The sequence below is a fragment of the Pseudomonas hunanensis genome, assembly GCF_013393325.1.
Classification (GTDB): domain Bacteria; phylum Pseudomonadota; class Gammaproteobacteria; order Pseudomonadales; family Pseudomonadaceae; genus Aquipseudomonas; species Aquipseudomonas putida_P.
The window spans coordinates 1-17,582 of sequence record NZ_QJRC01000104.1 but is presented as its reverse complement, the minus strand read 5'-3'; the positions used below and the strand labels follow the sequence as shown (position 1 = coordinate 17,582).

The 17,582-nt window shown below is 63.5% G+C and carries 12 protein-coding genes and 1 pseudogene; 4 read left to right on the top strand and 9 right to left on the bottom strand.

Annotated features, from left to right (window positions below; translation table 11 throughout):
* Nucleotides 1–107: 107 nt before the first annotated feature.
* On the top strand, nucleotides 108–2,993 hold the full coding sequence (locus DM807_RS27280) for an HD domain-containing phosphohydrolase (RefSeq protein ID WP_179028179.1): 2,886 nt from the start codon (nucleotides 108–110) through the stop codon (nucleotides 2,991–2,993).
* 3 nt (nucleotides 2,994–2,996) lie between these two features.
* Here the strand turns inward: DM807_RS27280 and DM807_RS27275 are convergent, their stop codons facing one another.
* The 5 genes from DM807_RS27275 to DM807_RS27255 all read right to left on the bottom strand — a co-directional run bounded on the left by DM807_RS27275 (nucleotide 2,997) and on the right by DM807_RS27255 (nucleotide 10,311).
* The gene (locus DM807_RS27275) at nucleotides 2,997–4,787 is read right to left on the bottom strand and encodes a sigma-54-dependent Fis family transcriptional regulator (protein ID WP_081336926.1); all 1,791 of its coding nucleotides are present in this window, start codon (nucleotides 4,785–4,787) and stop codon (nucleotides 2,997–2,999) included.
* Between the two features lie 83 nt (nucleotides 4,788–4,870).
* On the bottom strand, nucleotides 4,871–5,761 hold the full coding sequence (locus DM807_RS27270) for a transporter (protein ID WP_069942395.1): 891 nt from the start codon (nucleotides 5,759–5,761) through the stop codon (nucleotides 4,871–4,873).
* Between the two features lie 60 nt (nucleotides 5,762–5,821).
* A complete protein-coding gene (locus tag DM807_RS27265; protein ID WP_060514411.1) occupies nucleotides 5,822–6,946 on the bottom strand; it encodes an NAD(P)-dependent alcohol dehydrogenase in 1,125 nt (374 codons plus the stop codon).
* Nucleotides 6,947–6,964: 18 nt separating this feature from the next.
* Nucleotides 6,965–8,434 carry a benzaldehyde dehydrogenase gene (locus DM807_RS27260; RefSeq protein ID WP_179028178.1) on the bottom strand — a complete coding sequence of 490 codons (1,470 nt, stop codon included), beginning with the start codon at nucleotides 8,432–8,434 and terminating at the stop codon, nucleotides 6,965–6,967.
* A gap of 164 nt (nucleotides 8,435–8,598) precedes the next feature.
* The gene (locus DM807_RS27255) at nucleotides 8,599–10,311 is read right to left on the bottom strand and encodes an FAD-dependent oxidoreductase (protein ID WP_179028177.1); all 1,713 of its coding nucleotides are present in this window, start codon (nucleotides 10,309–10,311) and stop codon (nucleotides 8,599–8,601) included.
* Between the two features lie 194 nt (nucleotides 10,312–10,505).
* Here DM807_RS27255 and DM807_RS27250 point away from each other — a divergent pair, with 194 nt between their 5' ends.
* From DM807_RS27250 to DM807_RS27240, 3 genes are all read left to right on the top strand, one after another.
* A complete protein-coding gene (locus DM807_RS27250; protein ID WP_012272863.1) occupies nucleotides 10,506–11,282 on the top strand; it encodes an IclR family transcriptional regulator in 777 nt (258 codons plus the stop codon).
* A 139-nt stretch (nucleotides 11,283–11,421) separates the two neighbouring features.
* Nucleotides 11,422–12,474: a Gfo/Idh/MocA family protein gene (locus DM807_RS27245; RefSeq protein ID WP_179028176.1), complete on the top strand. Its 1,053-nt coding sequence runs from the start codon at nucleotides 11,422–11,424 to the stop codon at nucleotides 12,472–12,474.
* Nucleotides 12,475–12,504: 30 nt separating this feature from the next.
* Nucleotides 12,505–13,320, top strand: a complete 816-nt coding sequence (locus DM807_RS27240; RefSeq protein ID WP_179028175.1) for a sugar phosphate isomerase/epimerase family protein — start codon at nucleotides 12,505–12,507, stop codon at nucleotides 13,318–13,320.
* A gap of 209 nt (nucleotides 13,321–13,529) precedes the next feature.
* On the opposite strand, the gene DM807_RS27235 is transcribed toward DM807_RS27240, so the two are convergent.
* The 4 genes and pseudogenes from DM807_RS27235 to DM807_RS27220 form a co-directional block, all read right to left on the bottom strand.
* The gene (locus DM807_RS27235) at nucleotides 13,530–14,855 is read right to left on the bottom strand and encodes an MFS transporter (protein ID WP_012272860.1); all 1,326 of its coding nucleotides are present in this window, start codon (nucleotides 14,853–14,855) and stop codon (nucleotides 13,530–13,532) included.
* A 307-nt stretch (nucleotides 14,856–15,162) separates the two neighbouring features.
* Nucleotides 15,163–15,420 (bottom strand): PAAR domain-containing protein, encoded by a 258-nt coding sequence (locus tag DM807_RS27230; protein ID WP_012272859.1) that lies wholly within the window; start codon nucleotides 15,418–15,420, stop codon nucleotides 15,163–15,165.
* A complete protein-coding gene (locus tag DM807_RS27225; protein ID WP_012272858.1) occupies nucleotides 15,417–16,307 on the bottom strand; it encodes a DUF6708 domain-containing protein in 891 nt (296 codons plus the stop codon). The genes DM807_RS27230 and DM807_RS27225 overlap by 4 nt, the downstream gene beginning before the upstream one ends.
* Before the next feature lie 2 nt (nucleotides 16,308–16,309).
* Nucleotides 16,310–17,582: pseudogene (locus DM807_RS27220) on the bottom strand (T6SS effector BTH_I2691 family protein); the annotation flags it as partial.

The following is a 17,582-nucleotide window of genomic DNA, read 5'->3' as shown; positions in this document are numbered from 1 at the left end:
CGGCCTAACCCCATACTAATTTCCGTAACCCCAGCAAAAAGCTCACGCGCACTCTACACTGCTCCGGATATCAGCCAAGGCAATGCGCCATACATGGAGTACCTGGGATGGGCTACGTGTCGAATGGTCGTGCCTCTGGAAACGCCGGATGGGGTATTTCACTGCAGTGGCTGGTGGCGCTGGCCATTGTGCTGGGTATGCTGCTGCTGGGCGCCGCCCTGGCCTGGCAAGGCTATCGCGGCATTCGCCAGACCCTGGTAGCCGCCGCAGGCGATTCCGCCTTGCAAATGGGTAAGACCATCGACGAGCGTGCCCGGCGCCTGATCGACCCGGCGCAAAGCAGTATCCGCCTGCTTGCCTACAACCCGGCCGCGCACACCCTGGCGCAGCGCCTGGAGCGGTTGCCGCAGCTGGTGGAAACGCTCGACGCCAACCGCATGCTAAGCGCCGCCTACCTGGGCTACCCCAATGGTGATTTCTTGCTGGTACGGCGCTTGCGTGACCCGCAATTGCTGCAACTTTTCAGCGCGCCACCAGGCACGGTGTTTCTGGTGCAAAGCGTCAACCGTGAGGGTGGGGCGGTACAAGGCGAATGGCGCTTCTACGACCGGGCATTGAACTTGTTGCAGACCCAGGCCAAACCCGAGTACCGCTACGATCCGCGCCTGCGTCCGTGGTTCGTCGAAGCCGCAGCACAAGCCACCACCGTGCTGACCCGCCCCTACGTGTTTTTCACCACCCGGGAAGTCGGCCTGACCATGGCCCAGCGCAGCGTCGACGGGGGGACCGTGATCGGCATGGACGTGTCGGTCAATGACCTGGCCAGCGAAACCCAGGACTTGCGCATGACGCCCGGCACCGAGATTGTCGTGGTCGATGACCAGGGCCGCGTGGTGGCCTACCCAGACCTGCAACGGGTGATCGTGCACGAGGGGCAGGGGGTGCGCCTGTCGAGCGTTGGCGAACTGGGTATTGCCAGCTTGCAGCACCTGTTTGCCGACCTGCCGGCAGGCACCCAGCCGCAGCCTTACCTGGTGGATGGCCTGACGTGGTACGGCATGCGCGTGCAACTGACCACCTTGGCCGGGCAGAACCTGCAAGTGCTGATTGCCGTGCCGGCTGATGAGTTGCTGGCCGGCGCACGCAAGGTGTTGTTCGAGCAGTTGCTCTGGACAGCGGCACTGATGGTCGTCCTGCTGGTGCTCGGCGGTGTGATTGGCCGGCGCATCGCTCGGCCGTTGCGGCGTTTGGCCGAACAGGTGCAGGGCCTGGCCGGTTTCGATTTCGGCCGTGAAGTGGGGGTGCATTCGCGGGTGACCGAGGTGCGTGAGTTGAGCCAGGTGCTGAGCCGCATGTCTGGCACCATCGGCAACTTCCAGGCGATTACCCTCACGCTCAGCCGCGAACGCGACCTGGAGCACATGCTTGATGGTGTTCTGAGCCACCTGGTGAAGGCCGCAGGGGTCAACGCCGGCGTGGTGTACCTGTACGACGACGAGCGTGCACTGCTGCGCCTGGCCGCCTCTTGCCGTGGCGAGCAGTACCCGGTTGAACTGGTCGTGGACAAAGGCGACCAGCAGCGCCTGGCCGTTGCGGTGACCCAAGCCCTGGGCTTGCACGAGCATAGCCTGGCCGTGGTGCTCAATGACCGTAGCCAAGCGCTGCTGGGCATTCTGCTGTTGCAACTGGACGAAGCGCCTGGGCGTGCGCAGGCAGGTCAGCCGTTCCGGCGCTTTGTCGAGGAGCTGTCCGGGGTGGCGGCAGTGGCCATCGAGACGCGCCAGCTGGCCGAAGCCCAGCGGCGTCTGATGGATGCCCTGATCAAGCTGCTGGCCGACGCCATCGATGCCAAGAGCCCCTACACCGGCGGCCACTGCGAACGGGTGCCCCAGCTGGCGCAGATGCTGCTGGACCAGGCCGTGGCAGCTGACAGTGGCCCCTACGCCAGCTTCAGCATGACCGAGGCCGAACGTTACGAATTCCGTGTGGCAGCCTGGTTGCACGATTGTGGCAAGGTCACCAGCCCCGAGTACGTGGTGGACAAGGCGACCAAGCTTGAGACCCTGTACAACCGCATTCATGAAGTGCGCATGCGTTTTGAAGTGCTCTGGCGCGATGCCGAACTTACCTACTGGCAGGGCCTGGCCAGCGGTGCCGAGCCGCAGGCCTTACGTCGTGCCTTGAGCGTTGCCCAGGCCGAGCTGCAGGGCGACTTTGCCTTCGTCGCCCAGGCCAACATCGGCGGCGAGTTCATGCAGGACGCCGATATCCAGCGCTTGCAACAGATCGGCCAGCGCCGCTGGCTGCGCCATTTCGATAACCGCCTGGGTATCTCCCGTGATGAAGCGGAGCACCTTGCCGGCGTGGCGCAACCTGCGCTACCGGTAGCGGAACCATTGCTGGCCGACCGCCCCGAGCACTGTGTGCCCTGGGGCGCTCGCACGCCGCCGGTGGGCAAGGACGACCCGCGCAATACCTGGGGGTTCGACATGCGCTTGCCAGCCCACGCCAGCAACCACGGCGAGCTGTACAACCTGGCGATCCGCCGTGGCACGCTGAATGACGAAGAGCGGTTCAAGATCAACGAGCACATCGTGCAGACCATCATCATGCTCAGTTCATTGCCGTTCCCGCGCCACCTCAAGCGGGTACCCGACATCGCAGGCAACCACCACGAGAAGATGAACGGCAGCGGTTACCCGCGCCGGCTGGGCGAGCAGGACCTGGGCATTGCAGAACGGGTGATGGCGATTGCCGATATCTTCGAGGCGCTGACAGCGGCCGACAGGCCTTACAAACCGCCGAAGACCTTGTCCGAATCGGTGAAGATCATGGTGTTCATGGTCCGCGACGGGCACCTCGACGGGCAACTGCTGCAGCTGTTCCTCAGCAGCGGGGTGTACCGCCAATACGCCGAGCGCTTCCTGCGCGCCGAACAGATCGACGAGGTGGATGTGGCCTACTGGCTGGAGCAGATACGCTGCACGGCCTGAGCGTTACTGCTTGCCCAGGCGCTTGTACAAGGTAGTGCGCGAGATACCGAGTTCCTTGGCGGCGGCGCTGACGTTACCGGCATGGGCCAGCAGGACGCGCTCGATCACTTCCTGGGTAGCGTCGGCAAGGTTGCACGAGGTCACGTGCGCCTGGCCTTGCAGGTCGTCGGGAAGGTGCTGCAGGTTGATGCACGGTTCGCCAGCGGCCAGCACCCCGACCAGGCGCGCCACGTTGTCCAGTTGCCGCAGGTTGCCCGGCCAGTGGTAGGCCTGCAATTGGCGCCTGGCCTCTGCCGCCAGCGGCGGGAAGCCTGGGCGCTGGAAGAAATTGTCGATCAGTTGCGCCTTGTCCAGGCGCTGTTCCAGGGCAGGCAGGGCCACGCGCAGGCCGTCCAGGCGGTAGAACAGGTCCTCGCGAAAGCCGCCGCTGCTCACCAGGCTGGCGAGGTCCTTGTGGGTGGCGGCGACAACGTGGGCCTTCAGCGCCACGCTGCTGGTGCTGCCAACACGGGTGATCTGCCGCTCCTGCAAGGCACGCAGCAGCCGGCTTTGCAGGGCCAACGGCATGTCACCGATTTCGTCCAGCAGCAAGATGCCGTCGCCGGCGGACTCCAGCAGGCCCACGGCGCCGCCTTTGCGAGCGCCGGTGAAGCTGCCTTCGGTGTAGCCGAACAGTTCAGCTTCGATGAGGCTCTCGGGCAGGGCTGCGCAGTTGATTGCAATGAACGGGGCCTGTGGGCAGCAGTGTTCGTGCAGCGCCTTGGCGAACACTTCTTTACCAGAACCGGTCGGCCCGGTGATCAGCACCGGCAGGTTTCCAGCCACGGCCTTGCAGGCATCTGCGAAGCGGGCGTTGACCCGCCGGTCGCTGCCCAGCGCCGTGTGGCTGGCCCGCAGTGGCCGTGGCTTGGCGGCAGGCTGCGCCAATAGCCGGCCATACAGGCGTGAGCCGTCGGCCAAGGCCAGCAGCTGCGGCGAGCCATCCAGGCCGTTGTGGCCAGGGCGGTCGAACAGTTGCTCCAGCGTCAGCCCTTCAGGGCGGTAGCTGGGCACGCCCAGCAACTGCTGTGCGGCGCGGTTGGCTGCGTACACCGTGCCATCGTCGTGCACGGCCAGCAGCGCCTGCAGTGGCGAGCCGAGCAGCCTTGGGTCGTGTTGCAGCTCCAGGATGCGGCAGCCCGGCAGGCCGTGGAAGAAATTGTTTTCAGTCGCCAGCGCCGCATGTTTGAGGCGTTCGAGCATGGTCCCGGCATTGCGTGTGCCGATACCGGTCAGGTCCAGCGCCCCGAGCAGCTCGCCATTGACCCCGCGCAATGGCACGCTGACGCAGAAAAACTGGGCAAACTCCTGCAGGTAATGCTGGTTGCCGGCAACGATCGCCGGCAGGCCGTCCATCAGCGTGCAGGCCGGGGCAGTGGTGCCGACGTCGACCTCGCTGACCCGGCGCCCGGTGTGCAGGGCCGACAACGGGCCGTCGATGCCTGATGGCTTGCGGGTCTGGACAATGCGGTTATCCGGGTTGACGCAAAACAGCATCCAGTGCGAATCGCCAATCAGTTCCCATAACCGTTCCAGCTCTGGCTGCACGCAGGCAGCCAGTTGGCTGTCGGCCTCGGTCAGTGGCAGCACATCCAGCTGCCCGTGTGCCAGGCGCGGTTGCCACGGGCTGAGCCCGGCGGCCCTGGAACGCTCCCACGAACGCTCGATAGGTTCCGGCAGCAGCCCGGCGGGCAACGGCAGGCCTTCGGCGAACTGCTGGCGGGCGCTGTGCAACTGGAGTTGTAGGCGATCCATGGGTACACCTTGTGAGGGTTTACGGCACGCTGCTGACTGCGCACGTTGCGCCGCTGCCAGCAGCGCGTCAAGGCTGCCAAGCATCAGAACAGCAGCAGCGCCCGCAGGTTGACCCCGGTGTCCTCCTGGAAACCACCGACCACGCGGGTGTCGTGGGTCAACTGGCCGCTCAACTGCACGGTGCTGCCGACCATCTGCTGAAACTCCAGACGCACTTGCTGCACCTCGGTCTTCTGTCCCGTGTAGTCGCCCGACAGGTGCTGCTTGCCGCCTTCGCTGGCGGAGAAGCCCAGGGCCAGGCGCTGGGCCGGGTTGAAGTCGTAGCGCAGGTTGGTCTGCAACTGGTAGGTCGTGTCCTGGCGCAATGTCTGGCTGCCGCTGCCGGCCTTGTCGTTGCTGCCATAGAACACGGCATCGGCATACCACTCCATGGACCAGCGACCCCACAGCGGTTCTACCCAGCCCAGTTGCAGGTCGCCTTTCCAGCGGTTTTCGCCCAGGTTCACGCCGGCGCCGCGGTCGTATTGGCCCCACGGCAGGTACAGCAGTGGGGTAATGCCGAAGTAGCGGCCGCTGGCGCCCAGCCCAGGCTGGTTTACCAGCCAGAAGGTGGCACCGATGATCGGGTCGGCCATGCCGCTGTTGCTGCCCAGCGACTGCCCGCCAACCTTCACGTCGTAGACATGGCCAAAGGGCAGGAGTATTTGCGGGTCCACCGTGATACCGCCGATTTCGGTGAAATGGATCAGGCGCAGGATGCTGATGTTGGAACGCAGGCTGGTGCCGTGCGTGGCGTCGGGCGCACCGTCGCCGTTGAAGCGGTCGGCGCGGCTGAATTGCTGGTACCAGGCGGCGACGTTGGTGCCTGGGGGCAGCGCCGTGTAGTCGCCGGCATTCACATCGACAGCCAGGGCCTTGGCTGAAACCAGCACGCAGGCCAGCATGCCCCAGGCAAGGCTGGAGTTCTTTGTCATGTCAGGGGTTCCCTTGTTCTTGTTATGGCGTGGGGCAGCCCTTGGCTGCCCCTGGGGGCGTTACTTCTGGATACGGATGATCGGTTTCAGCGTCAGGCCTTTTTCGCTGTCCTCGGCGGCCTGGTTGATCTGCTCGAAGTCATAGAAACGCACCAGTTTGTCGAAGGCGAAGCGGCCCTGCAGGTACAGGTTGACCAGCTCGGGGATGAACTTCTTCGGCACGCTGTCACCCTCGACGATGCCGCGAATGACCTTGCCGCCCAGCAGCAGGTCGTTGACGTCGAACTGTGCAGTGGTGCCCAGCGGCGGCGCACCGACCACCCCCAGTGCGCCACGGCTGCCAAGGGCATCCACGGCCTGGCGCAGCACTTCCGGGCGCCCCGTGGACTCCAGGGCGAACTGCACGCCGCCGCCGGTGATTTCGCGGATGGCTGCCACCGGGTCGGTTTCACGGCTGTTGACCACGTGGGTGGCGCCCAGCTCCAGGGCCAGCGCCAGACGCGAAGGCACCACGTCGACCGCGATGATGGTGGCGGCGCCTGCCACTTGCGCGGCCAGCACGGCGGACAGGCCCACCGCACCGCCGCCAAAGGCGGCAAAGGCGCTGCCCGGGGTGACCCTGAGCGAGTTGATCACCGCGCCGGCGCCTGTCTGGATACCGCAACCCAGCGGGCCAAGCAGCTCGATTGGCGCTTCCTTGGGCACCCGCACGGTGTTGTTCTCGCGCCCCAGTGCGTAGGTGGCGAACGACGACTGGGCGAAGAAGTGGTCATTCAGGGCGTAGCCTTGTTCATCCTGCAGCGCATGTTCGCCTTCGGGGCCAGCACCACTGAAATTGCGCCCGAAAAAGTCCTGGCAGTAGGCGGCCTGGCCTGCGTCGCAGGCCAGGCAGTGGCCGCAGTAGCCGTAGGTCATCACCACGTGGTCGCCCACGGCCAGGTTCTGTACCAGAGGGCCAACGGCCTCGACGATGCCAGAGCCTTCGTGCCCCAGCACCGCTGGCAGCGGCACGGGGTAGTACTGGTCGCGCACGATCATGTCGGTGTGGCACATGCCGGTGGCGACGATGCGCACCAGCACTTCATCACCTTGCGGCGCACGAATACGCGCCTGTTCCAGCACGAAGGGGGCGCCTTTGCCACGGGTGACGGCAGCTTGAATGGGGCGAAACAGAGGTGTTGTCATTGTTATTGTTCTCCGGGGTTACAGGGGGTAGGCAGGCGCTTGGCCCTTGAGGGTCAGCCATTGCCATTGGGTGAACTCTTCCCAGTTGGCGGCGCCACCGATGCTGCTGCCGTTGCCGGATGCACCCACGCCGCCGAAAGGGTTGATGACCTCGTCGTTGACGGTCTGGTCGTTGATATGCAGCAGCCCGGTGCGCAATTGTTCGCCCAGGCGCAAGGCGCGGCCGGTATCGCGCGACAGGATGGCGGCGCTCAAGCCGTAGTCCGTGTCGTTGGCCAGTTCCACGGCCTGCTCATCTCTATCGAACGGCACCACCACGGCCACGGGGCCAAAGATCTCCTCGTGAAATGCCGGGTTGTCACGCTGCACGTCGCTGAGCACGGTCGGCTGGAAGAACAGCCCGTCAGCCGCACCGCCGGTTGCCAGCGTTGCCCCGGCAGCGCGTGCGGCGTCGACGATGCGCAAGGCGTTGTCACGCTGGGCCGCGTTGATCAGCGGGCCTAGGTGTACCTGGCCGCTGGCCGGGTCGCCCACCGTCAGGCTGCGTGCCTTGGCCACCAGGCGCGCGACGAACGCGTCATAGATGCCCCGTTGCACCAGCACCCGGCCGGTCGACATGCAGATTTGCCCCTGGTGCAGGTACACCCCCCAGGTAGCGTTGGCGATGGCCAGGTCCAGGTCGGCGTCGTCGAGGATGATCAACGAGTTCTTGCCTCCCAGTTCGAGCGAGACTTTCTTCAGGTGGCGACCGGCAGCTTCGCCCACTTTGCGGCCAGCGGCGGTGGAACCGGTGAACTGGATCATCGCCACGCTGGGTGACGCAGTCAGCGCTGCACCGGCCTCTGCGCCGCCCGGCAGCACATGCAGCACGCCTGCCGGCAAACCTGCCAGCTCGAAGATGCGGGCGATGACATGGCCGCCGCACACTGCGGTGCGCGGGTCGGGCTTGAGCACGACCGCATTGCCCGTGGCCAGTGCCGGGGCAACCGCACGCATGGCCAGGTACAGCGGGAAGTTGAACGGTGAAATGACTCCGATCACGCCCAGCGGGCGGCGCCGCGCGATGCTCAGGCGGCCGGCTGTGGAAGGCAGTACTTCGCCTTGGCTGCGCGAGGGAAGGGCACAGGCTTCGTGCAGCGCTTTGATGCTGATGGAGGCCTCGAAGCCGGCCTTGGCCTGGGTCGAGCCACTTTCGCGAACGATCCAGTTGGCGATCTCGGCCTGGTATTGCTCGGCGATAGCGGCGGCCTTGCGCAGGACTTTGGCGCGTTCGTCGTAGGGCAGGGCATACCAACTGCGCTGGGCCGTGGCGGCCTCGCGCGCGCTGTGCTCCACCTGTTTGGCACCGGCGTTGGCCAGGGCACCCAGTGCCACGCCATTGCCAGGGGAGGTTACGGCGGTGGCGGGCAGCTCACCGGGTACCCATGTACCGGTGAACAGCCGCTCGTTCCAGAGTTCGTTGGGCAGTAAGGTATCCACGCAAAGCATCCTGTGTTGTTGTGTTCACGGATGCTTGTTGCAGGGGGTGTGCCAAGGTGCAGCGGCCATAGAATTCAGGAGCTGCGGGCCTGGCGGTGTTCACAACCTGAACAATCGACGGTTTTGCGAGTGTTCATTTTCTGAACAGGGCGCTGCAAGCCTTTCGGCTTGCCTCACTCGTATCCTTGCGCCCCGGCAATATGCCGCCCGGCCACATAGCCGAAGGTCAGCGCCGGCCCCAGGTTGATGCCGCCCGATGGGTACCAGCCACCAAACACGCTGGCCATGTCGGTACCCGCCGCATACAAACCTGCAATCGGCTGCCCGGCCTCATCCAGCACCTGGGCATTGCCGTCGGTGCGCAGCCCGGCAAAGGTGCCGAAGCAGCCGGGCTGTACTTTCACCGCATAGAACGGCCCGTGCTCGATGGGCGCCACGCAAGGGTTGGGGCCTTTGTGCCCAGGGTCGCCTTGCTTGCGGTTGAACGGCGTGGACCCCCGGCCAAAGGCGGGGTCCTGGCCATTGCGTGCGTGCTTGTTGAAGTCGCTGACCGTGGCCCTTAACCCGGCCGGGTCAATGCCGCAGGCATCCGCCAACGCTTCCAGCGTGGCACCTTGCTTGAGGTAGCCGCTGCGCACATGGGGCCCCACCGGCAACGGCGCGGGGCGGGCGTGGCCCAGCCCGTAGCGGCGCAGGAACCGATGGTCGCAGACCAGCCACGAACACACCGCTTCATCCTGCGGCACCGCCGCGACCATCGCCGATACATAGTCGTAGTAGCCATGCGCTTCATTGACGAAGCGCTTGCCGTTGGCCAGCACGCCGATAATGCCCGGCTTGCCGCGCTCGATAATGTGCGGAAAATGGCCGACGCTGCCGTCGCGGTGCGGCACCTGCGAAACCGGTGCCCAGGCCACCGGCGATTTCAAGTCGGTGGCAACCACGCCACCGGCAGATTCCCCCAGGCGCAGGCCATCGCCCGAGCAGCCCTTGGGCGGCAGCGCCAGGTTGTCGTGGCCGCTGGCATCGCGGGGGAACAATTGCCGGCGGCGGGCGTTGTCGTTGGGGAAGCCGCCTGCCGCCAGCACTACGGCCTTGGCGCGAATCAGCTGCTCGCCCTGCGGTGTGGCCACCCGTGCCCCGCGCACCTGGCCATCCTCGACCAGCAGGTGCTTGGCCGGCGCCGACTCTTGCAGGTGCACGCCCAGGTCCTGCGCCGATTTGGCCAGGCGCGCCACCAGCGCCACGCCGTTGACCAGGTGCATCGCCCGGCCGTAGCGGGCCAGGTGGTACAGGTGGCGGCCAAAGCGTTTGCACACATGCAGCAGGGCTTTGGGCGAGCGGGTCATGTTGAGAAAAGCAGCAAGGTCGGCGCCGGCCATGATCGGCATGCCCATGAATGAGGTTTCGCGCAGGGTCTTGCGCAAGCGCGGCAGCAGGGCGCCAACCTCGCGGGCGTCATAGGGCGCGGCGATCACCTGGTGCCCGCCCTGGGCTGCCCCCGGTGTGTCGCCATGCATGTCGGGTATACCGTTGCCGTCGGCAAACTGCAACGCCGTGTGCTTCTCGAAAAACGCCACCATGTGCGGGCACGCTTCAAGGAAGGCATCGACGCACTCGGCGTTGTAGTTAGCCCCCAGTTCATGGCGCAGATAAGTGCGTGGCTGTTCGATGTCTTCTACGATGCCGGCCCTGCGCGCCAGTGGATTGCGCGGCGCCCAGGCCCAGCCACCGGACCAGGCGGTGGCACCGCCAAACACCGGTTCCTTCTCCACCAGGATCACCTTCTGCCCATGCCAGGCAGCCGTTACGGCCGCAGCCAGCCCGGCGGCGCCAGAGCCTATGACCAGTACATCGCATTCGGTTTCGAAGGGAGCGGAAGGCATCACGGGATTCCTGTATTGTTATTGGAACAAGGTTCCATATTCTTGTCGGCAGCGTCTCGGCCTGCAAGGGCAGGCGGGTTGTGCCAGGCAAGTACTGGGCGATCATCGGACATTCACAGTCGCTGGCGCTGCGCTGGCTAGCGACGATGTGGAATCATCTTCTAGAATTCGCAAAAAAATCAGGGACCTGTGTCATGGCTGGTAGTCAGATCGAACGCGCCTTCAGTCTTGTAGAAAGCCTTGCCGGTGAGCCCCAGGGGCTACCGCTGCAAACCTTGGCCGAGCGCTTGGACATTCCCAAAAGCGCTGCCCACCGCATGCTCACCGAGCTGGTGCGGCTGGGCTATGTGCGACAAAACCGGGAAAGCAGCCGTTATCAGCTATCGGCCAAGCTGGTCGCGCAGGGCTTTCGTTACCTGGCCAGCAGCGGTGCCGACATCATCCAGCCGATTCTCGACCGCCTGGCCCAGGACAGCGGCGAACTGGTACGCCTGGGTGTGATCGAGGGCGTCCGGCAAACCTGGATCGCCAAGTCCCAGGGCGCCCGCTCCGGGCTGCGCTACGACCCGGACATGGGCCGCGATGCGCCGCTGTTCTATACCGCCTCCGGGCATGCCTGGCTGGCCAGCCTGAACGATGAGCAGGCGCTGCAGATGGTGTTGCGCCAAGGCATTGCCGACCCCGCTCAGTTCGGCCCGAATGCACCGCGCTCCACCGATGAGCTGCTCGCCTACCTGCACCGCGCCCGCGAGCGTGGCTACGCCTGGGTCGAGGAAACCTCCGCCATTGGCACGTCGGCCCTCGCCGCAGTGGTGCGCCGCCCGCAAAGTGACGAGGTCATCGGCGTACTGAGCATCGCCGGGCCCAGCGCGCGCCTGGCACAAAGCCGCCTGCCCGAGCTGGCACCGCTGCTGCTGGCGGCGGCGGACGAACTGTCGGCTGCCAGCCGCGCCAGCGAGTTGTTCGCTTGAAGGCATAAAGCGGTCGATTACCGCACAGTCTGTTGCGCCGGTTCTTCTGAAAAGCTGAACCAGGTTCTAAATTGTTGATCGTGGATTCTGGAACTTAGTTTCAGAATTCGCAAAACAACAATGACAAGAGGACAGGCTGTTGAACGCACCCCTTCGTATTGCCTTGATCGGCGCTGGCATCATGGGCCGCCAGCACTACCAGCACTTGCGCAATGTGCCGCAAGCCCAACTGTGTGCCGTGGCCGACCCCGGCCCAGAGGCCGAAGCCTTCGCCGCCGAGTGCGGTGTGCCTTGTTTTGCCGACCATCGCCAGATGCTGGAGCGTGTGCGCCCGGAGGCGGTGATCATCGCCAACCCCAACAATCAGCATGTGGCCACCGCGTTGGATTGCGTCGAGGCCGGCGTGCCGGTGCTTGTAGAAAAACCGGTAGGCGTACATCTGGATGAAGTTCGGGCACTGGTAGAGGCTTCGCATCGGCGCAATGTGCCGGTGCTGGTCGGCCACCATCGCCGGCACAACCCGCTGATCGCCAAGGCGCACCAGGTGATCAGCGAAGGCAAGCTGGGCCGGCTGATCAACGTTACCGCGCTGTGGCAGTTGCAAAAGCCCGATAGCTATTTCGAAACCCCCTGGCGTCGCGAGCCAGGGGCGGGCTTTTTGCTGACCAACCTGATCCACGACCTGGATCTGCTGCGTCACCTGTGTGGTGAGGTGGTGCAGGTGCAGGCGTTCACCCGCAACGATGTACGTGGTTTTGCCAACGAAGACAGCGCAGCAGTGCTGCTGCAATTCGCCAATGGCGCGTTGGGCAGCCTGACGGGCTCGGACGCGGTGGCCGCGCCCTGGAGCTGGGAGCTGGACTCTGGCGAAAGCCCGATCTACCCGCGCCAGGACGGTCAGCCGTGTTACATGCTGGCTGGTACTCAAGGGGCGTTGAGCATTCCCCAGCTCAAGCGCTGGCATTACGCCGAGGCCGGTTCGGGCTGGCACACGCCGCTGCTGCAGTGCGAGGAGAGCATCCCCGCTGGCGAGGCGTTGACCCTGCAGTTGCAGCACTTCGTGCGGGTTGCCCGTGGTGAACAGGCGCCGCTGATCAATGCCGCCGACGGTGGCCGCACCCTCGCGCTGATCGAAGCGATCCGCCAGGCAGCCGAAAGCGGCCGGGCCTGCGCGCCCGAGCACATTGGCTGAAGCAACCTTACTCTTTACTGGTGACGATAAATGACTGATCGGATTTTCTCCCTCGCGGCCCTGACGGTACTCGAGCTGTCCCCACCGGACATGGTCGAGGCTGCCGCCCGCGCGGGTTACAGCCACGTTGGCCTACGCCTGGTGCCCGCTACCGAACACGAGCAGCACTTCCCGTTGGTGGCCGATGCCGACCTGCGTCGGCAGACCCAGGCGCGCCTGCGCGACACCGGCATCAAGGTGCTCGACCTGGAGATTCTGCGCCTCAAGCCGGAAACCTGCGTCGCCGATTTCGAACCGATCCTGGCGGTGGGCGCCGAGTTGGGGGGCACCGAACTGCTGGTGGCTGGCAACGACCCGGACGAAGCGCGGCTGACCGAACGCTTTGCCGCTTTGTGCGAGCTGGCGGCGCGCTACGGCATCTACCCGCACCTGGAGTTCATGCCCTGGACCGACGTGCGCGACCTGCGCCAGGCCATGCGAGTGGTGGCCAACGCCGACCACGCCAATGGCTGCGTGCTGGTGGATGCCTTCCACTTCAACCGATCCCACTCATCGTTGGACCACCTGGCGCAGTTGGCACCGCAGCGCATGCGCTATGCCCAGCTGTGTGACGTGGCCGGCCCAGTACCGGCCGACATGGACGAGATTCTGCGCCAGGCGCGTAACGAGCGACGCTTCCCCGGTGATGGCGATGCCGACCTGGTCAGCCTGCTGCGCGGCTTGCCGGCAACCGTGCCGCTGAGCCTGGAAATACCCACACGGCAGTTGCTGGAGCAGGGCATCAGCGGCGAACAGCGCGCGCGCATGGCGCTGGAGAAAGCCCTGGCGGTGTTGGCCAAGGTCTGATTTCGACCGGCAGCGCCCCTTTTGTAGGAGCGGCCTTGTGTCGCGAAAGGGCCGCAAAGCGGCCCCAGATTCTCAGGCGTGTTGCAGAAATCGCTGGGGCTGCTTTGCAGCCCTTTCGCGACGCAAGGCCGCTCCCACTGTCATGGCCATTATCACCAGCCCAAAAAAAGGGCCCGCAAGGGCCCCGTAGAGAAAAGTGGCTAGCGCCCTCAGGCGCTCTCGACCTTGCGCGGTGCCATGAAGTACATCCACACCAGCGCCAGGAAGTACATGGCCGGGATCATGGTGAACAGCACGGCATAGTTGTTGTGGGTAGCGGTCAACACGCTGCCGACGATTTGCGTCATGAACATCCCGCCAATCGCCGCGCACATGCTGCCAAACCCGAACACCGTGCTCACCAGGTGCTTGGGTGTGTAGTCCATCACCAGGCTCCAGATGTTCGCCGTCCACGCCTGGTGCGCGCCCACGGCCAGCGAGATGGCGGCCACTGCAACCCAAAGGCCACTGGCGTTGGCGGCAAAGATGACGCTGAGCATGGTGCAGGCGAAGATCAGCATCGACACCAGCCGCGCAGTCGTGGCACGCACGCCACGGCCAATCAGCCACGACGACAAGATGCCGCCACCGATGCTGCCAAAGTCCGCCGTCAGCCAGATGATGATCAGCGGGATGCCCATCTGGGTCACGTTGATGCCCAGGCTGTACTGCTGGTTGAGGAATGGCGGCAGCCAGTACAGGTAGAACCAGAACACCGGTGCGGTAATCGCATAGGCCACTGCAAACGCCCAGGTGCCACGCAGGCGCAGGATACGGCTGAACGGCACGCGGGTCGGCTCGGGCTCGTCGTCCTGCTGTATGTACTGCACCTCGCTCTGGCGCACGCTGGGGTGGTCTTCGGGGTTGTAGTACTTCAGCACCCACAGCACCACCCATACCAGGCCCAGGCTGCCCATGGCGATGAACGCGGCCTGCCAGCCCCACACGGCGAGGATCAGCGGCAGCAGGGCCGGGGTGACCATGGCACCGACGTTGGTGCCGGCGTTGAACAACCCGGTGGCAATCGCTCGCTCACCCGCTGGGAACCACAGGCGCACGGTCTTGACGCAAGCCGGGTAGTTGGCGGCCTCGGTCAGACCGAGGATGAAGCGGCACACCATGAAACCTGCCGCCGAGGTAGCCAGGCCATGGGCACCGGTGGCCAGGCTCCACAGCAGCACGGCGAAGAAGAAGGCGCGTTTGACCCCGACTTTGTCGATCAGCCGGCCCTGCAGCAGAAAGCCGATGGCGTAACCGACCTGGAACCAGAAATTGATGTTGGCGTAGTCCATCGCCGTCCAGCTCATTTCCTTGGCCAGCACGGGCTGCATGATGCCAAGGGCGGCGCGGTCGATGTAGTTCAGGGTGGTGGCGAAGAACACCAGGGCAAGCATGCCCCAACGGGTTTTGCCGACGCCGAAGGCGCCGCGAAGCTTGTCGCCGATCGAACCCTGGGACATCCGGGGTGCGGCGGGGGTGATCTTGGAGTGGTTCATAAACTGCTCGTTTCTTGAAATTGTATTCAGCTGCGGTGCTACGGGTACGTGACCGGTTCCCAGGCAGGGGGGCACGCAAGGCCGGTGCATGGTGAGCAGTGAAGGCGGCAGCGTCAATTCAAGAGACGGGCTACTGTTCGGTTACCGAACGGTTGCGTTGGCCTGCGGGCGCGGCAGGGATTCACGTTGTAAAAGGGTAGAAGGCTTTTGACCTGGTTGCTGGATGGTGCAGGTTGATGCCTTATGCGTTCAATCGCGATTTGGGCCGAAAAACGGCCCGAATCACCCATCGGGCCGGCGTTGGATTTCAATCAATGAGCCAACCTTGGTCACCCTCGATCAGCGTCCCGCCGTGGCTGGTGGTGTCTCCCTCCCTTGCTGCCGGTTGGCCCTCGATGATCGTGCAGGCAGCACCGGTTTCGATAAGGGCGCCGCAACTGATGCGGTCACCCACGCGCGCGACGGCCCTGCCATCCACGAATGTTGCGCTTGCGCCGGTTTCCACAGTGCCTTCGCCATGAATCGGGCAGTTGTGTCGATGGCCTACGAGTACGATGGGCTTCATTTGCGCTTCCTTTTTTTGGGTTGAGCTGGAGTTTCTTCGAAGGCTGCTGGGGGCGGTGGGGCTGCGCGGACGTTGAAGAGCTTGCAGATGAAGTACCAACAGATGGCAACCGTGAGGTTGTAGGGGAACAGCACGGCCCAGAACGGTAATTGCCAGTTCTTTTTGCCCTGCATTTCACCGGGCTCGCCGGTTCGCCAAGGCGCATAGTGTTGCCAGGCTTGCGCTGGGGTTAGGCAGATGGCGTGCAGTGGCTTGTGCCACCAGTTGGGTTCGCCGGGCGGAGGGAGCTTGTCTGGGCCGTGGGCCATGAAGTGGCGGAGGTATTCCCAGACTTCGGCGACGTGCTTTACACCGGGTTCGGTGGGTTCGTTGCTGTCGACCCACAGGCAGTCTTTTTGGTGGAGGGTTCCGTCTTCCCGGCGAGGGGCGAAGGCGAGGGCATAGCTGGTGCTGAACGAGGAGCCGCCGAATTCGGTGCGTTTGAAAAGGCCGCCTCCGGTATTGCTCCATTCAAAGACCAATACCTTGCTCAAGCGTTGGTAGTAGATTTTTTGGGTTGATCGGTTGAGGCAAATGGTAGATAAGCCCTTTATAAAGAAAATTCGATAAGCTAGGAAAGGAGTGAACACGAAGGGCGTTATTAAAAACAAGAGCATTAATATCATATCCTCATTGTATAGGTCCGCGATGTGTGGGGAGAGGTAGGGGTACATGCCAATCAATAGTGTGATCGTCATTGCGCAGTATAGCTTTCCCATAAAAACGGAATCTGTTACCCATGGGTTTCGCAGGCATAATGTATTTTCGGATACGTTTGCCAATTGCCCCCCAATTGCAGGTTTGTGCCCTGAGTCTGTGGTTGAATTGAATAGCCAGATGGTCGCCATGATCAGCGCTCCAGACGAAAAATTGAAAGAGTCTCATTGTCTTCGTCCAAGCCTTGGTTGGCACTGTAGGCTAGATGCAGTGAGACATGACTTTGGTTGGCTAGCGTGTTCTCGAAGTGCAGGACTAAACCCGCACCTACGATGTGGCCGGTCGGGGCAATTGGAAGCACGTCCCTTTCTTGGCCATCACGGAGGGCGTTTAAGCTTCCTGACCATTCGCTTACCCCAAGCACAAAGCCTGGCAGCAGCACTGTGAACTCAACGGTTGGCTGAGGTGCGACTACTTCGTTATGTGTAATCGCTGTCCAGTTTGGCGGAGACCAATGATTGTTCTGATGCCACCTAGTGTCGACATGAGTTACGCCGAGTGATAGGGCTTGCTCGGCGGATAGTAGTTTTGGCCCGTAATGCTCATTGTGCCAAGCTTTGACTTCCGTTTGCAGCGAGGCGAACACAGGCAGTTTCTTCTGATAATCCAAGATAATACCTGGACGTATCTCTCCATCATTATTGCGATTGCCGAAGATACTACGTGCTGCCCATAACTCAATTGGGCTGTGAAGGTGTTCATGTGCTTTGGCATGGAGGTAGAGGCCCCCTCCCATGATGGCGACGCCTACGAGGACAAGGGCCGCTGCGGCCCAACCGGCGAAGGGGACAAACGATGTGGCGCCTGCAACGGCAAGTCCTGCCTCAAGGGTGACAGCAGAGCCAATAGCCATGATTACTCCACCAGCTATAGTGTATCTGCCTGCAGTGGAGTCACCGTTGTCGAACTGGCGCAATCCCTTTGACCAGTCTGAGAACAGCCCAAATGCTATTGCTGGATATCCTGCTAAACGTGCGAACAAGTTACTGCTCAGGAACTTGACAATTCCGTTGCCAAACGCCATACCCGGTGCTGTTGAGCTTAACCGCAGCATCACCGCCTTCTGCGTTGCCCGAACGCTGATCATCGTGGCTGCCGCTGCACCGATCACCCCGAAAATCGATGAAGCAAAGCCCAAGGTGTATTCCGGTGCACTGCTCTTCTGCAGGCTGCTGTAGGCCGTCTTGAGCGATAAGATGTTGAACCACAGCATGCCTGCGTTAAAACCACCGCCACCGCCCGCGGTAAGCAAGCCGAGAAAGTTAGGTTTCACCCGCGCGGTAGTGGTCAGCTCGATCAGCACGTTTCGGCTACCCGAGATGCGCAGCGCTTTCATCTCCTCTACCTGCGCCATGCCGCTCTTCAAATACTTCTGTACTTCCTGGCTGAACGGATTTTCCGTGATG